19 protein-coding genes are annotated in these 18,983 nt (G+C 42.1%); 5 read left to right on the top strand and 14 right to left on the bottom strand.

The genetic code is table 11. The features are described from left to right. Positions 1 to 32 precede the first annotated feature (32 nt). Positions 33 to 503 (bottom strand): 23S rRNA (pseudouridine(1915)-N(3))-methyltransferase RlmH, encoded by a 471-nt coding sequence (rlmH, locus tag AC3Z9T_RS07270; RefSeq protein ID WP_490125523.1) that lies wholly within the window; start codon positions 501 to 503, stop codon positions 33 to 35. 2 nt (positions 504 to 505) lie between these two features. Next, on the bottom strand, positions 506 to 832 hold the full coding sequence (gene rsfS / locus AC3Z9T_RS07265) for a ribosome silencing factor (RefSeq protein ID WP_490125522.1): 327 nt from the start codon (positions 830 to 832) through the stop codon (positions 506 to 508). Between the two features lie 397 nt (positions 833 to 1,229). Between rsfS and AC3Z9T_RS07260 the strand changes: the two genes are divergently transcribed. After that, the gene (locus AC3Z9T_RS07260; protein ID WP_490125521.1) at positions 1,230 to 1,952 is read left to right on the top strand and encodes a DUF1722 domain-containing protein; all 723 of its coding nucleotides are present in this window, start codon (positions 1,230 to 1,232) and stop codon (positions 1,950 to 1,952) included. On the opposite strand, the gene nadD is transcribed toward AC3Z9T_RS07260, so the two are convergent. The 8 genes from nadD to AC3Z9T_RS07220 form a co-directional block, all read right to left on the bottom strand. Further along, complete coding sequence (nadD, locus tag AC3Z9T_RS07255; RefSeq protein ID WP_490125520.1) at positions 1,943 to 2,599, bottom strand: nicotinate-nucleotide adenylyltransferase; 657 nt, start codon at positions 2,597 to 2,599, stop codon at positions 1,943 to 1,945. The two genes, AC3Z9T_RS07260 and nadD, sit on opposite strands and share 10 nt — an antisense overlap. Beyond that, entirely contained in the window at positions 2,589 to 3,623 is a 1,035-nt protein-coding gene (gene holA, locus AC3Z9T_RS07250; RefSeq protein ID WP_490125519.1) for a DNA polymerase III subunit delta, read from the bottom strand. The genes nadD and holA overlap by 11 nt, the downstream gene beginning before the upstream one ends. Continuing rightward, positions 3,623 to 4,162 carry an LPS assembly lipoprotein LptE gene (gene lptE, locus AC3Z9T_RS07245; RefSeq protein WP_490125518.1) on the bottom strand — a complete coding sequence of 180 codons (540 nt, stop codon included), beginning with the start codon at positions 4,160 to 4,162 and terminating at the stop codon, positions 3,623 to 3,625. Before lptE ends, holA begins: the two co-directional genes overlap by 1 nt. A gap of 12 nt (positions 4,163 to 4,174) precedes the next feature. Continuing rightward, the gene (gene leuS, locus AC3Z9T_RS07240) at positions 4,175 to 6,757 is read right to left on the bottom strand and encodes a leucine--tRNA ligase (RefSeq protein ID WP_490125517.1); all 2,583 of its coding nucleotides are present in this window, start codon (positions 6,755 to 6,757) and stop codon (positions 4,175 to 4,177) included. 343 nt (positions 6,758 to 7,100) lie between these two features. Further along, positions 7,101 to 7,826: an amino acid ABC transporter ATP-binding protein gene (locus AC3Z9T_RS07235; protein WP_490125516.1), complete on the bottom strand. Its 726-nt coding sequence runs from the start codon at positions 7,824 to 7,826 to the stop codon at positions 7,101 to 7,103. Beyond that, a complete protein-coding gene (gene gltK / locus AC3Z9T_RS07230; protein ID WP_490125515.1) occupies positions 7,823 to 8,503 on the bottom strand; it encodes a glutamate/aspartate ABC transporter permease GltK in 681 nt (226 codons plus the stop codon). Before gltK ends, AC3Z9T_RS07235 begins: the two co-directional genes overlap by 4 nt. A 1-nt stretch (position 8,504) precedes the next feature. After that, a complete protein-coding gene (locus AC3Z9T_RS07225) occupies positions 8,505 to 9,245 on the bottom strand; it encodes an amino acid ABC transporter permease (protein ID WP_490125514.1) in 741 nt (246 codons plus the stop codon). 117 nt (positions 9,246 to 9,362) lie between these two features. Then, positions 9,363 to 10,256, bottom strand: a complete 894-nt coding sequence (locus tag AC3Z9T_RS07220; RefSeq protein WP_490125513.1) for an amino acid ABC transporter substrate-binding protein — start codon at positions 10,254 to 10,256, stop codon at positions 9,363 to 9,365. A gap of 610 nt (positions 10,257 to 10,866) precedes the next feature. Between AC3Z9T_RS07220 and AC3Z9T_RS07215 the strand changes: the two genes are divergently transcribed. Genes AC3Z9T_RS07215 through AC3Z9T_RS07200 form a run of 4 tightly spaced genes read left to right on the top strand, consistent with a single transcriptional unit; the run spans position 10,867 to position 14,597 of the window. Beyond that, entirely contained in the window at positions 10,867 to 11,262 is a 396-nt protein-coding gene (locus AC3Z9T_RS07215; RefSeq protein ID WP_490125512.1) for a metal resistance protein, read from the top strand. Positions 11,263 to 11,309: 47 nt separating this feature from the next. Then, complete coding sequence (locus AC3Z9T_RS07210) at positions 11,310 to 13,364, top strand: protein-disulfide reductase DsbD family protein (RefSeq protein WP_490125511.1); 2,055 nt, start codon at positions 11,310 to 11,312, stop codon at positions 13,362 to 13,364. Beyond that, entirely contained in the window at positions 13,361 to 14,089 is a 729-nt protein-coding gene (locus tag AC3Z9T_RS07205; RefSeq protein ID WP_490125510.1) for a DsbA family protein, read from the top strand. The genes AC3Z9T_RS07210 and AC3Z9T_RS07205 overlap by 4 nt, the downstream gene beginning before the upstream one ends. 7 nt (positions 14,090 to 14,096) lie before the next feature. Then, entirely contained in the window at positions 14,097 to 14,597 is a 501-nt protein-coding gene (locus AC3Z9T_RS07200) for a protein disulfide oxidoreductase (protein ID WP_490125509.1), read from the top strand. A 328-nt stretch (positions 14,598 to 14,925) separates the two neighbouring features. Here the strand turns inward: AC3Z9T_RS07200 and lnt are convergent, their stop codons facing one another. The 4 genes from lnt to AC3Z9T_RS07180 all read right to left on the bottom strand — a co-directional run bounded on the left by lnt (position 14,926) and on the right by AC3Z9T_RS07180 (position 18,969). After that, a complete protein-coding gene (gene lnt / locus AC3Z9T_RS07195; RefSeq protein WP_490125508.1) occupies positions 14,926 to 16,461 on the bottom strand; it encodes an apolipoprotein N-acyltransferase in 1,536 nt (511 codons plus the stop codon). Continuing rightward, positions 16,461 to 17,345 (bottom strand): CNNM family magnesium/cobalt transport protein CorC, encoded by an 885-nt coding sequence (gene corC / locus AC3Z9T_RS07190; protein WP_490125507.1) that lies wholly within the window; start codon positions 17,343 to 17,345, stop codon positions 16,461 to 16,463. The genes lnt and corC overlap by 1 nt, the downstream gene beginning before the upstream one ends. Positions 17,346 to 17,502: 157 nt before the next feature. Beyond that, the gene (gene ybeY, locus AC3Z9T_RS07185) at positions 17,503 to 17,970 is read right to left on the bottom strand and encodes an rRNA maturation RNase YbeY (protein WP_490125506.1); all 468 of its coding nucleotides are present in this window, start codon (positions 17,968 to 17,970) and stop codon (positions 17,503 to 17,505) included. Then, positions 17,971 to 18,969, bottom strand: a complete 999-nt coding sequence (locus AC3Z9T_RS07180) for a PhoH family protein (RefSeq protein WP_490125559.1) — start codon at positions 18,967 to 18,969, stop codon at positions 17,971 to 17,973. Positions 18,970 to 18,983: the final 14 nt, after the last annotated feature.

The raw sequence follows: 18,983 nt of genomic DNA, 5'->3' as shown, positions 1-18,983 counted from the left end.
CCCACTGCCATAATGAACATATTAAAAACTGACTATTCCCTATGATAAGGGTGGTTAGTCGTAATACTCCACGCCCGATAAAGACTCTCTGCAACCAGCACTCTGACTAGAGGGTGGGGCAGTGTCAGTGGAGATAGTGACCAACTCTGCATGGCTGCATCTTTACAAGCAGGAGCGAGCCCTTCAGGGCCTCCAATCAGTAGGCTGACGTTGCGACCATCTTGTTTCCAGCTTTCAAGTTGGTTGGCAAGTTTTGGGGTATCCCAACGCTCACCGGGTATATCCAATGTAACGATCCGGTTGCCTTTGCCAACAGCTGCTAGCATCAGCTCACCTTCTTTTTCGAGAATGCGTTTTATATCTGCATTTTTTCCACGTTTCCCAGCTGGAACTTCAATCAGTTCAAATGGCATATCTTTTGGGAAGCGGTGAAGGTAATCCATAAAGCCGGTCTGAACCCAGTCCGGCATTTTTGTTCCTACGGCGATGAGTTGTAATTTCAAACTCAGCTCCAGAGTTTTTCGAGTTCATACATGCGACGACTTTCATCCTGCATGATATGAACGATGGCTTCACCAAGATCGACAACAATCCAATCGGAAACCCCTTGGCCTTCAACACCGAGTGGGTGTAGCCCATTTTTACGGCAAGCTTCAATCAAGCGATCCGCAACTGACATTAAGTGGCGGCTTGATGTCCCTGTACAGATGATCATTTGGTCAGTAATACTTGATTTCCCATGAACATCTATCGAAATGATGTCTTCAGCTTTTGCATCATCAAGCTGATTGACAATAAATTGTTGGAGTTCAGTTCCTTGCAAAAGGTTCACCTTTATTCTAATTATACCCAGCCAATTAAAAATGAATATATCTTGAGGCTTGGTGGATGTAACGTCGTTAAACACTATTGATAATATACTCGTCATACTTCAAGTTGCAGCGTTGTTGACTGCACTCACTCACACTAGTCACATAGTTTTCTATGCTCCTAGCGATTCGTTCACTTGTCGCCTAGCTGCACCTCGAATTATTTAGAGTATATACCGATTAAGGCTAGGCCATTTTACCCTAGATTTTTAGAAAAATCGGCTAAATTATTTTATATTCCTCAAGGTGAATGATTTATATGAATAACTGACGCTCAGGGCAAGAAACTTGTACAAACTTTACAAAGTGATAGAAACTGATTAACAGTTATTAATCAGCAATAAATTTAAGGCGCAAAATATGGAACGGACACAATTCAATATTGCTATCATTGGTGATGTTAAATATCCCATAGATGACATTGTACAAGCCACCTCACAACATGCTCATTTCATCTTACAACCAGAAATAACAGGCTTGGTCTTTGAGTGCGATGGTGTGATTTGTGAGGACAGCTTAAGAGCTCAATTAATAGAAAAACTCGATGTTAAAACAGCCATTTTAACGTCGAGTGAGTGGCAAGATATTGAGCATTTAGACCGTTTCTTTATTCAGTTATATACCAAGTACCGGTTTGATATATTAGCTAATGATTTAACCCATCATCGCATTATTCAGTTTCACAGTAAGCTCAAATATTTATTAATGGCCTATTCGCCTCTAGTCTACCAAGCAACGGGGAAAATGGTGGCGAGTGTTAATCAAAGCTATGATTTGCGTGATTTTTATAAAAAATATCAGGAAAAAGTATTGGCTATTTTAAGCCAAACACCGACGCGTAAATTACACGTTAATGCTATCCAGCACATTCAAGGTTACTTCAAACATAAAGCCACTAAAGATGAAAAAACGCGTTTGGGCTGGTTGATTAATGATTACTTGCTGGGTTATTTATCCATCAATAATCCGTTATCGATGATATTGCAATTGCTCACTGAATATCCTGATAATTATATTAGTGAGCAATTTTATTTATCGCCTTATCCTGAATGCCAAAAAGTTAGGGCATTACTTCAGCTATGATAGAGATGTTGCTGCTTAATATACGCCATCACTGAAGGTGGAATAAGATCATCACTTAAACTGCCTGAGTTGAGGCTTTTACGGATTTCAGTGGCGGAAATATCGACCAACGGTGTATCGCCAAGAAAGATATAACCGTTAGGTGCTTGGCTGAGCTGGCTGGGATCGTCCGTTTTGTGTTTAGCTAGCCATGCTTGCATCTGCGGATCGGTGAAATTAGTTGCGTAGCCTGGGCGTGAACAGACTAACAAATGGCAGTTATCTAATAGCTGCTCCCATCCATTCCACGTATTAATCGAAAGCAAAGAGTCTTGACCAATAATAAAGGCTAAAGGCTGATCAGAGCCCATTTCTTTACGCAATGCTGTTAATGTTTCGATAGTATAAGAAGGGCTGTTACGCTCAAGCTCTCGCGTATCGATAGTAAATAACGGGTTGTCTTGGATCGCCAAACGCACCATTTCCAAGCGCTGAGCTGGACTGGCTTCAGGCTGAGGCCTGTGAGGCGGTACATGGTTGGGTAAGAGAATAACTTTTTCTAAACCAACTTGTTTTGCCAGTGCTTCTACAGGGCGTAGATGGCCATAGTGTATTGGGTCAAATGTCCCACCAAATAACGCTTGAAGTCCTTTGGGCTTAAAGGTCATGAATAAAACTCTCAGGTAAGGATTTGGTACATATTAACATAGATAGAGATTGCAGATCTGGCCATACTGAATGGCTAAAATCTTGTTTAGCATGCAATTCTGCTTGAGTCAGTAACAAAAGTGCTGACTGTAATTGATGCAGGCTGAGGCGCTGTAATGCTTCGGTCAGCAGCGGTCGACGATTTTGCCAAACTTTGTGTTGATCAAACAGAGATTTTAATGGTGTGGTGACGGATTGGCGTTTTAACGTTAGCAGTAACATTAATTCACGTTGAATTGAACGTAGTAAAATAACCGCTTCAGTATCTTCATGTTGCAACTGTTCTAAGATATGCCATGCACGGCGAGATTTCCCTGCCAACATAGCATCTACCCAATGATAAGGGGTAAAATGGGCTGCATCATTAACCGCTGACTCAACCCTTGGATGAGTGAGTTTACCATCAGGGTAGAGTAGCGATAACCGCTCAAGTGCTTGTGCTAAGCCAAGTAAGTTTCCTTCATAGCAGTAACAAAGTAACTGATTGGCTTCAGTCTCTAAAGTTAAGTTCATGCTACGGGCGCGTTTAGCAACCCATTGAGGTAGACGCTGGTATTCAGGTGTTAAACAACTGATATACACGCTTTCAGCGCTGATTGCTTTAAACCAAGCACTGTTTTCTTGTGCTTTAGTAAGCTTGTGCCCACGTAGCAGTAATAAAATATCAGGGTGTAGTAAGCCAGATAATTGAGTGAGCTTTTCTGCCATTGCCGCATTTGGCCCATTATCTGGCAAAATCAAAGTCAGTGATTGGCGGCTTGCAAAAAGGCTTAACGCCTGACAGAGACTAAAAATTTCATCCCAATCGGTATTTGATTCAAGTGAAAAAGTATAGTGCTCTTCAAACCCGTGGGTTTGCGCTATTTTTCGAATGGCGTCTTGGCTTTCTTGGATTAATAGGGGCTCATTGCCCCATATTAGATAGCGGCCTTTCAGAGACTCTTGTAACTGAGAGGCCAGCTGTTCGGGATAGATACGGGTCATTATTGCTCAACAGTAGGGGCAGCTGCCGCCGCATTCGCTTTTTCAAGCTCAGCGGTGTGAACAATCAGTAATTTACGCACTAATATACGTGCCGCTTGTTCACGCATTTCTTGTTTAACCAGTTCATTTTCAGCATCTTTTGCAAGTGCTTCTAATGGGTTATCGAAGAAAGTGCGCTCTACTTGGCTTTGTAGTGGGTAAATAGAACCATTAGGCATTAATACCTGTGCATTGAGCACAAATGTTAATTGCTTCTCTGCCGCCTTACCATCTTGGTAAATCGACACAGTTTCTGTCGTTTCTGATGAACCCGTAATTTTTAAAATTGGGATATCAGGTTTACCGTTTTCGAGTATTGTGACGTTATTTAGCCTGAGTTGCTCCCTAACGGCTCTGGTGAGAGCGCTATAAGGTGCATTAGAACTTAACTGTAATGTTTTCAGTTCATCAGGAATTTGCGTCGTTCCTTGAAGGCGAAAACCGCAGCCTGCGGTGACTAGCACCGACAAGCTCAGTAATAATGTTATCAGATAGCGCACCTGGCCTCCTTATCAGCCAACAACTAAGTTCAGTAACTTACCTGGTACATAAATCACTTTACGAATAGTGACGTCCTCAAGGTATTTTGAAACACTACCTTCTTGTGATGCCATATCTAGAACATAATCTTGAACAGCGTCAGCAGGTACTGTGATACGACCACGGACTTTACCGTTGACTTGGATGACCACTAATTTGGTGTCGTCAATCATGGCTTTTTCATCAGCAACCGGCCAGCTAGCAAAATCGATATCATCAGTGTGGCCTAATGCTTTCCACATTTCAAAACAAGCGTGTGGGATGATTGGTGACAGCATCAATGTGATTGCTTCAAGCGACTCTTGTACTAACGCACGATCTTGCTCAGTCTCTTGTGGCGCACGCACTAACTTGTTCATGAACTCCATGATGGCAGCGATAGCAGTGTTAAATGCATAACGACGAGCAAAGTCATCAGTGACTTTAGCAATAGTTTTATGCAGATCACGACGTAAATCTTTTTGTTCAGCCGTTAGTGCACTGATATCCAGTGGCTGGGTCGCGCCTTTTTGGGTATGCTCATGCACGGTACGCCATACACGGCGAACAAAGCGGTTTGCACCTTCAACGCTGGACTCTTGCCATTCAAGAGTCAGTTCTGGCGGAGCAGCGAACATCATAAACAGGCGCACAGTATCAGCACCGTATTTTTCCACCATCAATTGTGGGTCAATACCGTTGTTTTTGGACTTAGACATTTTGCTCATACCGGTATACACCAGCTCATGTCCTTCGTTATCAACGGCTTTGATTATACGGCTCTTCTCATCACGCTCAACGATAGCATCTGCTGGTGAAACCCAAACACGCTGACCGTCACTGCCAGTGTAGTAGAAGGCATCAGCCAGTACCATGCCTTGGCACAGTAAACGTTTAGCGGGTTCATCTGAATTCACTAAACCTGCATCACGCATTAATTTATGGAAGAAACGGAAATACATTAAGTGCATGATAGCGTGCTCAATACCACCAATGTATTGGTCAACTGGCAGCCAATAGTTTGCCGCAGCTGGATCTAACATGCCTTCATCATATTGTGGGCAAGTGTAGCGTGCATAATACCAAGAAGACTCCATAAAGGTGTCAAAGGTATCTGTTTCACGCAGTGCTGGCTGACCGTTGATAGTGGTTTTCGCCCACTCAGGATCGGCTTTAATTGGGCTAGTAATACCATCCATAACAACATCTTCAGGTAGAATTACTGGCAGTTGATCTTCAGGAACCGGTACAACAGTACCATCTTCCAATGTTGCCATTGGAATTGGTGCACCCCAATAACGCTGACGAGACACACCCCAGTCACGTAAACGGTAATTGACTTTGCGTTTACCGGCACCGATAGCAACCAATTTATCAGCAATCGCATTAAAGCCTGCTGCATTGTCTAATCCGCTGAATTCACCTGAGTTAATCAGTGCAAATTTCTCAGTCATTGCTTCTTGAGAAATATCCGGCGTATTACCTTCAGCATCTGCAATAACCGCTTTTAATGGCAAGTTATATTTGTGGGCAAATTCCCAGTCACGTTGGTCGTGAGCAGGAACAGCCATAACTGCGCCGGTGCCGTATTCCATCAAAACAAAGTTAGCGACCCAAATAGGTAATTTTTCTTGAGTTAGTGGATGGATAACGTAAAAGCCAGTTGCCATGCCTTTTTTATCCATCGTTGCCATATCAGCTTCTGCTGTTTTAGTGCTACGGCACTCTTCAATAAAATCAGCTAATGCAGCGTTTTTCTCGGCAGCTTCTTGCGCCAGTGGATGACCCGCAGCAACGGCAACATAAGTTGCTCCCATAAAGGTGTCTGGGCGTGTTGTGTATACGGTTAATTGGTCACTACGATCAGCAACATCAAAGGTGATTTCAACCCCTTCAGAACGACCAATCCAGTTACGCTGCATGGTTTTGACCTGCTCAGGCCAATCATCCAAGGTGTCGAGGTCGTTAAGTAATTCTTCTGCGTAATCGGTGATTTTAATAAACCACTGAGGGATTTCTTTGCGCTCTACTGGTGTATCACAACGCCAGCAGCAACCATCGATAACTTGTTCGTTAGCCAATACGGTTAGATCGTGTGGGCACCAGTTTACCGCAGAGGTTTTTTTGTAAACTAAGCCTTTTTCATACAGTTTTGTGAAGAACCATTGTTCCCAACGATAGTACTCAGGAGTACAAGTGGTGACTTCACGATCCCAATCATAACCAAAGCCTAACATTCTCAGTTGGCCTTTCATGTATTCAATATTGGCATAAGTCCACGGCGCGGGAGCGGTATTGTTCTTAACCGCAGCCCCTTCAGCAGGTAAACCAAAAGCATCCCAACCAATCGGCTGTAGGACGTTTTTGCCTAATAAACGCTGATAACGGGAGATCACATCACCCATAGTGTAGTTACGCACGTGACCCATGTGTAGTCGACCAGAAGGGTAAGGTAGCATGGACAGGCAGTAGTATTTCTCTTTGCTGTTGTCTTCTATCACTTTGAATGTGGATTTGTCATCCCAGTGACGCTGTACTTTAGGCTCTATATCTTCTGGACGATATTGTTCTTGCATGGCACCGATAATCCTATGGTGAATAAATGCTACTCAGTAGCGTTAATGACTTTCTCGAATTTAGATCCGCATAGCATAGCGGATCCTGCCCTAAAACAACAATAGTTGATTAGCTGAACCGGTGGGGGAAGCTGGGTATCGTTTCAGGGAACGGAGTCAGAATCTTTAGTCTGATAACCCCACAACTTAACCAAAAAACGTGAGGATTGATAGCATTTTACTGAAAAAAATGAAGATATTAGTGGAATAGAGGCGTTAACAATGAATGTTTGTTGAGGCGACTTCAATTAAACAAAAATTGAGGTCGCCTTATAGCACTATTTAGTGATAATTAAGCTCAGTATTAATGCAGGATCTTAGCAAGGAAATCTTTTGCTCTATCTGATTGTGGGTTAGCGAAGAAATCTTCTTTTTTACTGTCTTCGACAATTTTGCCTTCATCCATAAAGATCACGCGATTGGCGACTTTTTTAGCGAAGCCCATCTCATGCGTCACAACCATCATCGTCATGCCTTCATTGGCTAACTCCACCATAACATCCAGAACTTCATTGATCATTTCAGGGTCAAGTGCGGATGTTGGCTCATCAAACAACATCGCAACAGGATCCATACACAAAGCACGAGCGATAGCAACACGCTGCTGTTGGCCCCCAGAGAGTTGAGATGGAAACTTATTGGCATGACTGGATAGCCCAACACGCTCGAGTAATTTTAACCCTTTTGTTTCCGCTTCTTTTTTGTTGCGATTTAATACCTTGATTTGTGCAAGGGTTAAATTCTCAATAATCGATAGATGAGGGAACAACTCAAAGTGTTGAAACACCATACCAACTTTAGAACGAAGTTTTGCCAAATCGGTTTTTTTATCGTTGACTTGGATACCGTTTACAAAAATTTCACCCTGTTGAACGGGTTCAAGGCCATTCACTGTTTTTATTAGTGTGGATTTACCAGAGCCCGATGGCCCACAGACAACGACGACTTCGCCTTTTTTGACTTCAGTTGTGCAGTCAGTGAGTACCTGAAACTGGCCATACCATTTGGATATATTTTTCAGGGTAATCATGAAACAGTCCTTTTCTTAAGATAATTCACCAGCATGGAAGCGCCGAAACTGATAATAAAATACACGAAACCAGCAAACAATATCATCTCTACTTGTGTACCGTCACGTTCACCGATGTTGGTTGCGGTGCGGAAGAAGTCGGTCAGGCTTAGTACATAGACTAATGATGAATCCTGAAATAGCACAATGCCTTGTGTTAATAACAGGGGAACCATGGCCTTAAAGGCTTGAGGTAAAACAACTAGTCTCATTGTTTGCATTTGCGTCATACCGAGAGCCAGTGCCGCAGAGGCTTGGCCTCGAGAGATACTTTGAATACCCGCTCGAATAATTTCAGAGTAATACGCCGCTTCAAAAAGCGAGAAGGCTATCATTGCTGAAATTAAACGGATATCACTTTTTGGTGATAAGCCTAGAACATTTTGGACTAAGTTAGGCACAATCAGATAGAACCACAACAACACCATGACTAATGGAATAGAGCGGAAAGTATTGACGTACAGGGCAGCAAACCAGCTGATTGGTTTAAATGTTGATAAGCGCATTACTGCGAGGACCGTTCCCCACAGGATCCCAACTACGATAGCCGTAATGGTAATTTTAGCGGTAACCACTAACCCATCGAGTAAGAATGGCCAACTTGGGGCAATCGAGCTCCAATCGAAATCATAGAACATATTATCGCCCTCCTAATGTGCCGGGTAAGCGAACTTTACGTTCAAGTAAGCTCATTAATAACATAATCACCAGATTAATACCGACGTAGGCGACTGTAATGGCTGTGAATGATTCCCAAGCATGCGCTGAATAATCGAGTAATTTTCCTGCTTGTGCCGCCATATCAACCAACCCAATGGTTGATGCAATGGCTGAGTTTTTGACTAAATTGAGCATTTCAGATGTCATTGGTGGCAAAATGACCCTGTAAGCATTGGGCAGCAGTACATAACGATAGGTTTGTGGCAGCGTTAGCCCCATGGCTAAGCCTGCACTTTTTTGCCCTCTAGGCAGGGATTGAATCGCGGCTCTCACTTGCTCCGTCATTCGAGCAGCGGTAAATAAACCGAGGCACAGTGTTGAAGAAATAAAGAATTGATAATTAGGATCCAAATCCATTTTAAACCAGTCGCCGATTGGTTGCGGTAACAGTTCGGGGATCACTAAATACCATGTAAAAAACTGCACGATCAAAGGTACGTTACGGAATAATTCAACATATACCGTTCCTATCATCGCCAGAAAGCGATTGGGAACTGTTCGTAGGATGCCGAAAAATGAGCCAACGAGAAAAGCAATGATCCAAGCGCAGATGGAAAGTGCGACGGTAACTTCTAAGCCAGATATTAGCCACCCTAAATAGGTGGTATTCCCAAACGGGGCTTCCTGTAGGAAAATCCCCCAATTCCAATCAATTGACATAATTCTACTTCCTGTGGGCAATTAAATTGACCCTACTACTGGTAAGAAGATGCAAAGCGGGGAACGACCGCCTTGCAGTTCTCACTTCAGTAACACCCTGTTTGTCTTTTTATTTAATTAGTTAAGCGCTTTGTCATTTGGTGATTTAAATAGTGTTTTCATTTCATCTGACAAGGTAAATTTTAAGTTAAGATTTTTTGGTGGAATAGGTTGGTTAAACCAGCGATCAAAGGATTTCTCTGCGGTTCCTGATGTTTGTGCTTTAGCGATAGTGTCATCAACCAATGCTTTGAATTCAGGATCATCTTTACGTAGCATACAGCCGTATGCTTCTTCAGTTTGTGGCTTACCAACGATTTCCCAAATATCAGGTTTCTTCGCTTTAGCACGTTCGCCCGCTAATAATGCATCATCCATCATAAAGGCAACCGCACGACCTGATTCAAGAGTACGGAATGAATCGCCATGATCTTTTGCACTGATAATGCGCATTTTCATGTTCTTTTCATCATTCAGTTTATTCAAGAGAACTTCTGAAGTCGTACCTGATGTAACAACCACGTTTTTACCCGCTAAATCGGCAAAGTCTTTAACACCAGAGTCATTTTTAGTCAGAAGGCGAGTACCTACAACGAAAATGGTATTGGAGAAAGCGGCTTGTTTTTGTCTTTCTAAGTTATTGGTGGTTGAACCGCACTCAAAGTCATAGGTACCGTTTTGCAGTAAAGGGATACGGTTTTGCGATGTGATAGGAATTAATTTAACTTCAAGATTCGGTTTATTCAGTTTCTTTTTAACAGCATCAACGATTTCGTTGGAGTAATCTTGAGAGTAGCCAACCACTTTTTGGTTATTGTCGTAATAAGAAAATGGAACAGATGACTCACGATGCCCGACAACGATCACGCCGTTGTCATTAATTTTTTTCAGCGTGCCTGTTAGTTCTTCAGCTTGAACAGCACAGGTAGCACCTAACACCATCATAGATAGTACAATCTTGCTCATACGCATAATTACAACTCCTTTTTGAGATCGGGTTCTGTCTCGTTTTTGTTGTGTTCGTGTGCTGGCGGATGTCTCGACGATTCGATTGAGTACGCGATCATTCGCTGTATGTTTTATTATTGTTAAAAACTAAAGAAAAATGTTACATAATGAAAATGAATTGTTTCAAAATCGGGAGCTGTCTCGCATATTATTTGGGCAGTTCCTAATTTGTTGCACTAATACGGGGAAAACACGCCTGAAAACGGATATTCATGCACCTTAATAGTGAAAACAATTCTAATTTCTGATATCTAGAAGGGATAATGCATATTACGTACCAAATTTTTCAGAAAAAGATAAAATAAATATGATGAGGTTTTGTAAAGTTAGATGATGCTACTTGTACCACATTATTTGCTGTGTAAGATGTAACCTTTAGCAAATTGGTCATCACTTTAGTCGTATATATTCAGGATGAATATACTTTAAATAATTCGAAGTGCAGCTAGTCGACAAGTGAATAAGCTGCTAGGGGCATACATAAGTATGTGACTGGTGCGAGTGAACGTAATCACTGATGCCTTAACCAAAGGCGCTGCAACGAGAAGTATGGCGAGTATAAATAGAGACAAGCATGAACAGGCAACTTAAATTAGGCAAAGGATTAGTGTTATTCGCCTGTCTGATGGTGTTACTTTGTATGAATCAAAGAGCCGTCGGAGAGCGCCTTTTCGCCCATTTTTTGTCTCAACCGACTGTGATGCAAATGCAAACTTATTCCCCATCGATTATTTTTCAAACGGAACAGTCTGTTGAGAAAGGCTCTCATCTTTCTACTTGTGAGTTGAGTGCGAAATCATTATTGACATTAAGTCCTGCGGTTATTGAGCCCTTTTTCTTTTTATTCCTTTCAATTGCAGCATTGAGTGTTTTTTGTGGTCAACTGTTCTCACGTCGAGCAAATCGTGAAGATAAACATCCTCCGCCAAGAGTTAGGCTTCATTTACAGTTTTGTAATCTTCGGGATTAGAACACCAGAGCGTTTAGTTTATTGGTGTATATTATTCTGGAGGAAACATGCGTTTTTTAATTAATTCGTTCATTATGTTAATTGTTCTGTTTTCGGGTAGCACATTGGCTGCGGATACAGGCTGGTTAATTGATCAACATAATGATCACGCTCAAGTGCGTTTATTAAGTGCTTCCCAAAAAGAGGGGAAAGTTGCTTTATTATTAGATGTTCAATTGCAAGATGGGTGGAAAACCTACTGGCGTTCTCCAGGAGAAGGCGGAATAGCGCCTGAAATCGATTGGAAATCACCGGTTAAGGATATGCAATGGCTTTGGCCTGCACCGGGTCGCTTTGATGTAGCGGGTATATCAACCCAAGGTTACATGGGCGATGTGGTTTTTCCAATTGTTGTCGATGCGACGGAAAAATTGGATAAACTTACAGGGACTTTAACGTTATCAACGTGCAGCAATGTATGTATTTTAACGGATTATCCTTTTGAACTTGATTTAACTGAGCCTGAGCCAAGCGATTTTGAATGGGCGTTTAATCAAGCGATGGGTAGAGTTCCACCCACAACTGGATTAGCACAGAGCCAGAAAGTCGGGTTTACAGGCGATACTTTAGTGGTTGAGCTCCAAAAAGTGGCGGGTGAGCCATGGAGCAAAAAAGCCGCTATATTTACTGATACCCCAGATGGTACAACCCTTGGGGTTCCAGAGCTCTATTCTTCTGGTGATACCCTGACAGCAACAATTAAAGTCAGTGATGATTGGGGAGATAAAGCGCCTGATTTAACAGGACAAAACTTCTCTTTTGTAGTGACCGATGGTGATTTATCACAACAAATTACTGCTCAAGTTGCACCGTTCACTGGAACCATCGTTCAAAGTGGGGCGAATGCCATTCCTCTGTGGCAAATTCTTTCATTTGCATTACTGGGTGGTTTAATTCTAAACCTGATGCCTTGTGTACTTCCTGTACTTGCTATGAAATTGGGCTCAATTTTGATGGTGCCACAAGGGGAACAAAAAACCATTCGTCGGCAATTTCTATTATCTTCCTCTGGGATACTCGTATCCTTCTGGCTACTTGCTTTACTCATGACACTATTGCGTGCGGGGCAGCAGGCTGTGGGTTGGGGGATCCAATTCCAAAACCCATGGTTTATTGGGTTTATGGTTCTTATCACTGCGGTTTTCACCGCTAACTTATTTGGTTTGTTTGAAATCCATCTAGGCAGTAAAGCAAGTACTCGCTTAGCGACAACTGGTGGGCACGGTAATAGTGGTCATTTTTGGCAAGGCGTTTTTGCAACATTGCTTGCGACACCTTGCTCTGCACCTTTTTTGGGCACGGCGGTGGCATTTGCTCTCGCAGCACCTCTTGACGAGTTATGGCTAGTTTTCACCGCTTTAGGGCTAGGAATGAGTTTGCCATGGCTACTGATTGCCGCTTTCCCTGCGGTTTCTCGTTTGTTACCTAAACCAGGTGCATGGATGAATAAACTGAGAATAGTGTTAGGTTTGATGATGCTATTATCATGTTTATGGCTGATTAGTCTGTTGATCCCACACTTTGGTGAAATTTATACACTAGCAATATCAATTATCTTTTTATTATTGCTAGTGATATTTATCGGTAAAAAATATAGCTTACGTGCAGGAACATATTCGTTGGTATTATTTGCGTTGATTGCTGCCGGCTTTACTTGGGCGACGATGGATGAAACCACCGGTAGTCGTCATATTGTTAAAGATAATGTTAACTGGCAGCCGTTAAGTGAAGGTGCTATTGCACAGGCTTTGTCAGAAAATAAGCGGGTCTTTATTGATGTTACTGCTGATTGGTGTGTGACCTGTAAAGCGAATAAATATAATGTATTGCTGAGAGATGATATCCAGCAGGCATTAAATGAACCTGATGTTGTGGCACTTAGAGGCGATTGGACTAAGCCTTCACCCGATATCACCGCATTTTTGCAAAAGCGCGGGCAAGTCGCTGTGCCATTTAACCAAGTTTATGGCCCTAAGTTGGCAGAGGGTGAAATACTGTCAACAATACTTGATCGTGAAGTTTTATTATCAATTATGAATGAGGCCAAAGGAGCCGAAAAATGAAAAAAACAATTTTAGCCGTTCTATTTTCATCACTAATGTTAGGTGCAACTGCACATGCGGCTCCGTTAACGGCAGACCAAGAAGCGCAAGTACGCAAATTAGTACGTGATACTTTAGTTGAGAACCCTGAAATTTTAGAAGAAGCGATTGTTGCATTACAGGCTAAGCAAGGTGAGAAACAGCAGGCACAAGTGAAATCTGCGATTAAAGCAGAGCATGACAAACTGTTTAATGACCCAGCAAGCCCTCGTCTTGGTGCGAAAGATGCCAAACTGGTTTTAGTTAACTTTACTGACTATAACTGTCCGTTCTGTAAGCGTTTCGATCCGCAACTGGAAGAAATTGTCAAAAAATACCCAGATGTTGCTGTGGTGATTAAACCTTTACCATTCAAAGGCCAAACTTCTTTAGAATCATCACAATTAGTGCTGACTTTGTGGGAGAAAGATCCAAAAGCATTCCAAGCACTGCATCAGAAATTTATGCAGAAGCAAGGCATGTTAACGGATGAAAACATCAAGCAGGCACTGAAAGCAACTGGCAATGAAAAATTAGTTGCTAATGAGAAGAGTGCAGAGACTCTGCGTACTAATATGATGTTGGCAGAGAAATTAGGGGTTAACGGTACTCCAGCAACACTAGTTGGTGATGAAATCATCCCTGGTGCTGTGGATGCACAGCAATTGGAAGCGATCGTGAAAGATCAGCTAGCAAAAGTAAAATAAGGGAAATATGGCTAGACTGAAAAAATGGTCAAAAGAAATTATTGGTTTGGTCGTGATTATTTTCATTGTCTTTACCGTAATGGATTTTTGGCGCAAACCTGAAAGCCTAGCCCCTGTTTTACTTGAGCCTCAGTTGCTGGCAACGGGACAACCTGTTTCGTTAGCAGAGCTCAGTAAAGAGCAACCTGTTTTAGTCTATTTTTGGGCAACATGGTGCGGTGTATGTAAAATCACCTCACCAACGGTAGCTGATCTAGCTCAATCAGGGGTTCCTGTAGTTTCTGTGGCTATCCGCTCTGGCGATAGCCAACGCTTACTAACAGGAATGGCAAAAAAAGAGCTTAATTTCCCTGTCATTAATGATATGAATGGTGTATTGGCTAATGCTGTTGGTATCAGTGCAACACCATCATTTATGATTATCGATAATGGTGAAATGGTAAGTTTTACCAGTGGTTACACCAGTTATTGGGGAATTAAAGCACGTATGTGGATGGCTTCTTTTTAAGCTAACCAATAGCCCTCTTTGAGTAGATGCTTAAAGAGGGCTTTGTTTTTATCTGATTAAAACTTTAAATTACGGATAAATAGATAGCCAGCAGATTAAGGCTTCAGCCGATACAAATTCGTAGGCCTGCTTGTTTCTTCTCGTTTTTCTTCGGTATCAATCAACAGAGCGTCTTACTTTAAATTGCGACGAAATGATTTTTTGATGGGGTTAAGGATGATTATATTCGTTTTAATACTGTCTACATTGTTTCTATAGAGATTGCAAAAACACAAGGACAACTTATTAGTTAGATAAATAGCCCCCTAATTTAATAGGGAGCTTATGACTAGTTAATTTGTTTACGACGACCAAAAAACAACGCTAATAGCCCAAATACCACAACAGTTCCCCACATAGGCCAATTACTCCAACGTGCATACGGTGTTAAACCTGTTGTCGGGGTGATTGATGCAGATAAGGTTGCCGCAGTGAATTGAGGTAATTCAGCTTGAACTGTTCCATCTGCACGTATGATAGCCGTAACGCCATTATTAGTTGCACGGAGCAGTGGACGGCCAAGTTCTAATGCTCTCATTCTTGCCATTTGGAAATGCTGCCATGGGCCAATTGATTTACCAAACCAAGCATCATTAGAGATGGTTAACAAATAATCGCTATCTGGTTTAAAATTATCACGAACTTGAGTTCCTAGAATAATTTCATAGCAAATCGCAGCAGTTAAATGAAGATTGCCAACCGCCAATTGGGCTTGTTGATAATCACCACGACTAAAGCCTGACATCGGCAAATTAAAGAATGGTGCGATAGGGCGTAAGATATCTTCTAATGGAACAAACTCACCAAAGGGAACCAAATGGTGCTTGTTATAACGATTCTTTGATGGGTATAGATAAGGTTTATCATCGCCTAATACAATGATTGTATTATAAAACTCATAATCACCATCAATAGGCCTCGCATCTACAATACCTGTGATCAGTTTGGTCTTTGACTCAGCTAATACCGTATCTAATGATTTCAGCCAAGCTTGGTTATCTAATTCAACAGAAGGCACGGCGGATTCAGGCCAAATAATTAAAGAAGCTTTACCGATATAAGGGCTAGATAATTTAATATAGGTATCTTTAATCTGCTGTAAATAGCTAGACTCCCACTTCATTGACTGAGGGATATTTCCTTGAACCAAAGCAACTTCTGTTGTTTTAGATTCGAGAGGAGTGTACCACTGAAGACCCTTGAGCGCTAAAGGTGCAAACAAGAGAACTGCAGCAACAATAAACGGGATAAAGTTACGGCGCACGAGTGCTAAAACAATCAGCCCACTAATACTGAATAAGATTAGTGTCATCATTTCAACGCCAAAGATCGGCGCTACACTTTTTAATGGACCATCAATTTGGCTGTAGCCGAATTGCAACCATGGAAACCCTGTCAGAACCCAGCCACGTAAAAATTCTGTGAGTTGCCAAATTGCAGGTGCTGCAAATACTAAACGCCATACGGTGGCATTAGGAAATAATTTACTGAGTAGATAGCCAAATAAACCTGTATAGAGAGAAAGGTAGGCGGCTAGTAATATGACTAATAAAACATTGACGACTTCAGGCATGCCACCGAAATCAGCAATACTGACATAGACCCAGTTGACGCCGCTGCCAAATAGGCCAAAACCCCATGCAAAAGCAATCGCAAAAGATTGCTTTGGTGTGCGTTGTAACGTGAGTAGTTGGATAAATAGAATGGAAAGAAGCGCTGCTGGCCAGAAATCAAAAGGCGAAAAAGCCAGCGTTCCACTGGCTCCGAAAATTAAAGCCAGTAGCAGCCTGAGCCACTGACTTTGATAAGATGACGTTAAGTTCATTAACTTTTTTCTTCGTTTAAGGTTGGTACTGGAGCGTCATCAGGGATTTTTACGTGTAGTAAGATGATCCGACGGCTATCAGCCATAGCGACTTTGAATTGGTAGCCATCAATCGTGATGACTTCACCCCGTGAAGGTAAGTGGCCAAAGGCTTGCATCACAAGACCACCAACGGTATCAACTTCTTCATCGCTGAAACTAGTGCCAAATGTGTCATTGAAGTCTTCAATTTGAGTCAATGCCCTCACTGAGTATGAATGTTGACTAAGTTGACGAATATCAACATCGTCTTCATCATCGTATTCATCTTCAATTTCACCAACAATAAGCTCTAAAATATCTTCAATGGTAACTAGCCCTGAAACACCACCAAATTCATCAATGACAATTGCCATATGATAACGCAGTGAACGGAACTCTTTTAAGAGGCGGTCAACACGTTTACTTTCAGGTACCACAACCGCTTGACGCAACACTTTATCAATACTGAATGGCTCCGCATCAGTCCGCATAAATGGCAATAAATCTTTTGCCATCAGTAAGCCTTCAATATGATCTTTGTCTTCGCTGATAACAGGGAAACGTGAATGAGCTGAGTCTATGATGACATCAAGGCACTCATCTAAGGTTTGGTTGCGTTTTAGGGTCACGATCTGAGAACGCGGGATCATAATGTCACGTACCCGCTGATCAGCAATATCCATAACCCCTTCAAGCATATCTCGGGTGTCAGGATCGATAAGGTCGTTTTGCTGCGAATCACGGATCAGTTCGACCAAATCATCACGGTTTTTAGGTTCACCGTGAAAGAGCTGGTTTAAGAGTGCAAAGAACCCTTTCTTAGGGCCAGGGTTGTCACTACTCGAAGAGTTATCGTCGCTCATGGCGTTTTATTAAAAATTCCTCAAATTAATAGGTTAGTTAAGGTTGCTGTTATCGTGTAGTGGGTTGCCAATATTAGCGCTCATCACCACTTGTATTGCAAAAACACACAACCTTTTTATTACTCAGATAATATTTAGCATAAAAATAGACTGTGGGTCATTCTTTTTCTGCAAGGTAAGGATCAGCATAGCCTAATTCGGCTAAAATTTCTGTTTCTAACCCTTCCATTTCTTCAGCTTCATCATCTTCAATATGATCATAACCAAGAAGATGTAAACACCCATGGACAACCATGTGTGCCCAGTGCTCTTCAGCGGTTTTTTGCTGTTCAAGAGCTTCTTGCTCAACCACCTGACGACAAATAATTAAGTCACCCAGTAGCGGCAATTCAACTTCTGGTGGTGCTTCAAAGGGAAAAGATAACACATTTGTTGGTTTATCTTTCCCTCGATAAGTCAGGTTTAAATGGTGACTTTCTGCTTCATCAACAATACGGATAGTTACTTCGCTTTGTGGCTGAAATTTAGGCAGCACGGCTTCTAGCCAGCGCTGAAACAGTGCTTCACTAGGTAGCCCAGAGGTTTCTTCACTCGCAATTTGTAAATCGAGGATCACTTCACTCATTTAATTATGTTCCTGCTTTTCTAACTCTTTTTGTTGCTCACGCTCTTCTCTGAGTTGCTGACGGCGTTTGTTGTCTTGTTCTTCCCATTTTTCATAGGCGATAACCACTTTAGCCACAACAGGGTGACGTACGACGTCTTCACTGTGGAAGAAATTAAAACTGAGGTCGTCAACATCGGAAAGTACTTCAATTGCATGACGTAAACCTGACTTATTACCACGAGGTAAATCGACCTGTGTAATGTCCCCTGTAACAACGGCTTTTGAGTTAAAGCCAATGCGGGTTAGGAACATTTTCATCTGTTCTATGGTGGTATTTTGGCTTTCATCTAAGATGATAAAAGCATCATTGAGCGTACGACCGCGCATATAAGCTAATGGTGCGACCTCAATAACATTACGTTCGATCAGCTTTTCGACTTTTTCAAAGCCAAGCATTTCAAACAGAGCGTCATATAATGGGCGCAGGTAAGGATCAACCTTCTGGCTGAGATCACCGGGTAGAAAACCAAGTTTTTCACCTGCTTCAACCGCAGGACGTGTTAGTAGAATTCGGCGTACTTCTTGGCGTTCTAGTGCATCAACAGCAGCGGCAACCGCAAGGTAAGTTTTCCCTGTACCTGCAGGCCCAATACCAAACGTAATATCATGATCCAATATATTGGCAATATATTGTGCTTGATTCGGTGTGCGAGGCTTGATGACACCACGTTTAGTTTTGATATTAACGGCTTTGCCGTAATCAGGAATGCTATCTGCAGCTTGTTCTAACACGCGGCTTTCGGATATCGCTAAATGAATGTGCTCAGGATCAATATCAGGGATTACACCTCGTATCGGTGCCGTTTCAACATACAACTGACGTAAAATTTTACTGGCAGCTTGAATATTAAGAGGCTTACCGGATAGCTTGAAGCGGTTGTCACGACGATTAATTTCAATCGCAAGGCGGCGCTCAAGTTGTTTGATATTGTCATCGAATGGCCCGCAAAGGCTCATTAAGCGTTGGTTAT

The organism is Providencia sp. 6390, assembly GCF_058148425.1.
This window is presented reverse-complemented; position numbering and strand designations above follow the sequence as displayed.

What these genes read in the sequence shown, in the direction of transcription:
- leuS (WP_490125517.1), bottom strand. Translation starts at nt 6,757, where the DNA reads ATGCAAGAACAATATCGTCCAGAAGATATAGAGCCTAAAGTACAGCGT.
- corC (WP_490125507.1), bottom strand. Translation starts at nt 17,345, where the DNA reads ATGAGCGACGATAACTCTTCGAGTAGTGACAACCCTGGCCCTAAGAAA.
- AC3Z9T_RS07210 (WP_490125511.1), top strand. Translation starts at nt 11,310, where the DNA reads ATGCGTTTTTTAATTAATTCGTTCATTATGTTAATTGTTCTGTTTTCG.
- AC3Z9T_RS07220 (WP_490125513.1), bottom strand. Translation starts at nt 10,256, where the DNA reads ATGCGTATGAGCAAGATTGTACTATCTATGATGGTGTTAGGTGCTACC.
- AC3Z9T_RS07205 (WP_490125510.1), top strand. Translation starts at nt 13,361, where the DNA reads ATGAAAAAAACAATTTTAGCCGTTCTATTTTCATCACTAATGTTAGGT.
- AC3Z9T_RS07260 (WP_490125521.1), top strand. Translation starts at nt 1,230, where the DNA reads ATGGAACGGACACAATTCAATATTGCTATCATTGGTGATGTTAAATAT.
- AC3Z9T_RS07235 (WP_490125516.1), bottom strand. Translation starts at nt 7,826, where the DNA reads ATGATTACCCTGAAAAATATATCCAAATGGTATGGCCAGTTTCAGGTA.
- nadD (WP_490125520.1), bottom strand. Translation starts at nt 2,599, where the DNA reads ATGACCTTTAAGCCCAAAGGACTTCAAGCGTTATTTGGTGGGACATTT.
- AC3Z9T_RS07215 (WP_490125512.1), top strand. Translation starts at nt 10,867, where the DNA reads ATGAACAGGCAACTTAAATTAGGCAAAGGATTAGTGTTATTCGCCTGT.
- lnt (WP_490125508.1), bottom strand. Translation starts at nt 16,461, where the DNA reads ATGAACTTAACGTCATCTTATCAAAGTCAGTGGCTCAGGCTGCTACTG.
- holA (WP_490125519.1), bottom strand. Translation starts at nt 3,623, where the DNA reads ATGACCCGTATCTATCCCGAACAGCTGGCCTCTCAGTTACAAGAGTCT.
- gltK (WP_490125515.1), bottom strand. Translation starts at nt 8,503, where the DNA reads ATGTTCTATGATTTCGATTGGAGCTCGATTGCCCCAAGTTGGCCATTC.
- AC3Z9T_RS07180 (WP_490125559.1), bottom strand. Translation starts at nt 18,969, where the DNA reads ATGAGCCTTTGCGGGCCATTCGATGACAATATCAAACAACTTGAGCGC.
- AC3Z9T_RS07200 (WP_490125509.1), top strand. Translation starts at nt 14,097, where the DNA reads ATGGCTAGACTGAAAAAATGGTCAAAAGAAATTATTGGTTTGGTCGTG.
- AC3Z9T_RS07225 (WP_490125514.1), bottom strand. Translation starts at nt 9,245, where the DNA reads ATGTCAATTGATTGGAATTGGGGGATTTTCCTACAGGAAGCCCCGTTT.
- ybeY (WP_490125506.1), bottom strand. Translation starts at nt 17,970, where the DNA reads ATGAGTGAAGTGATCCTCGATTTACAAATTGCGAGTGAAGAAACCTCT.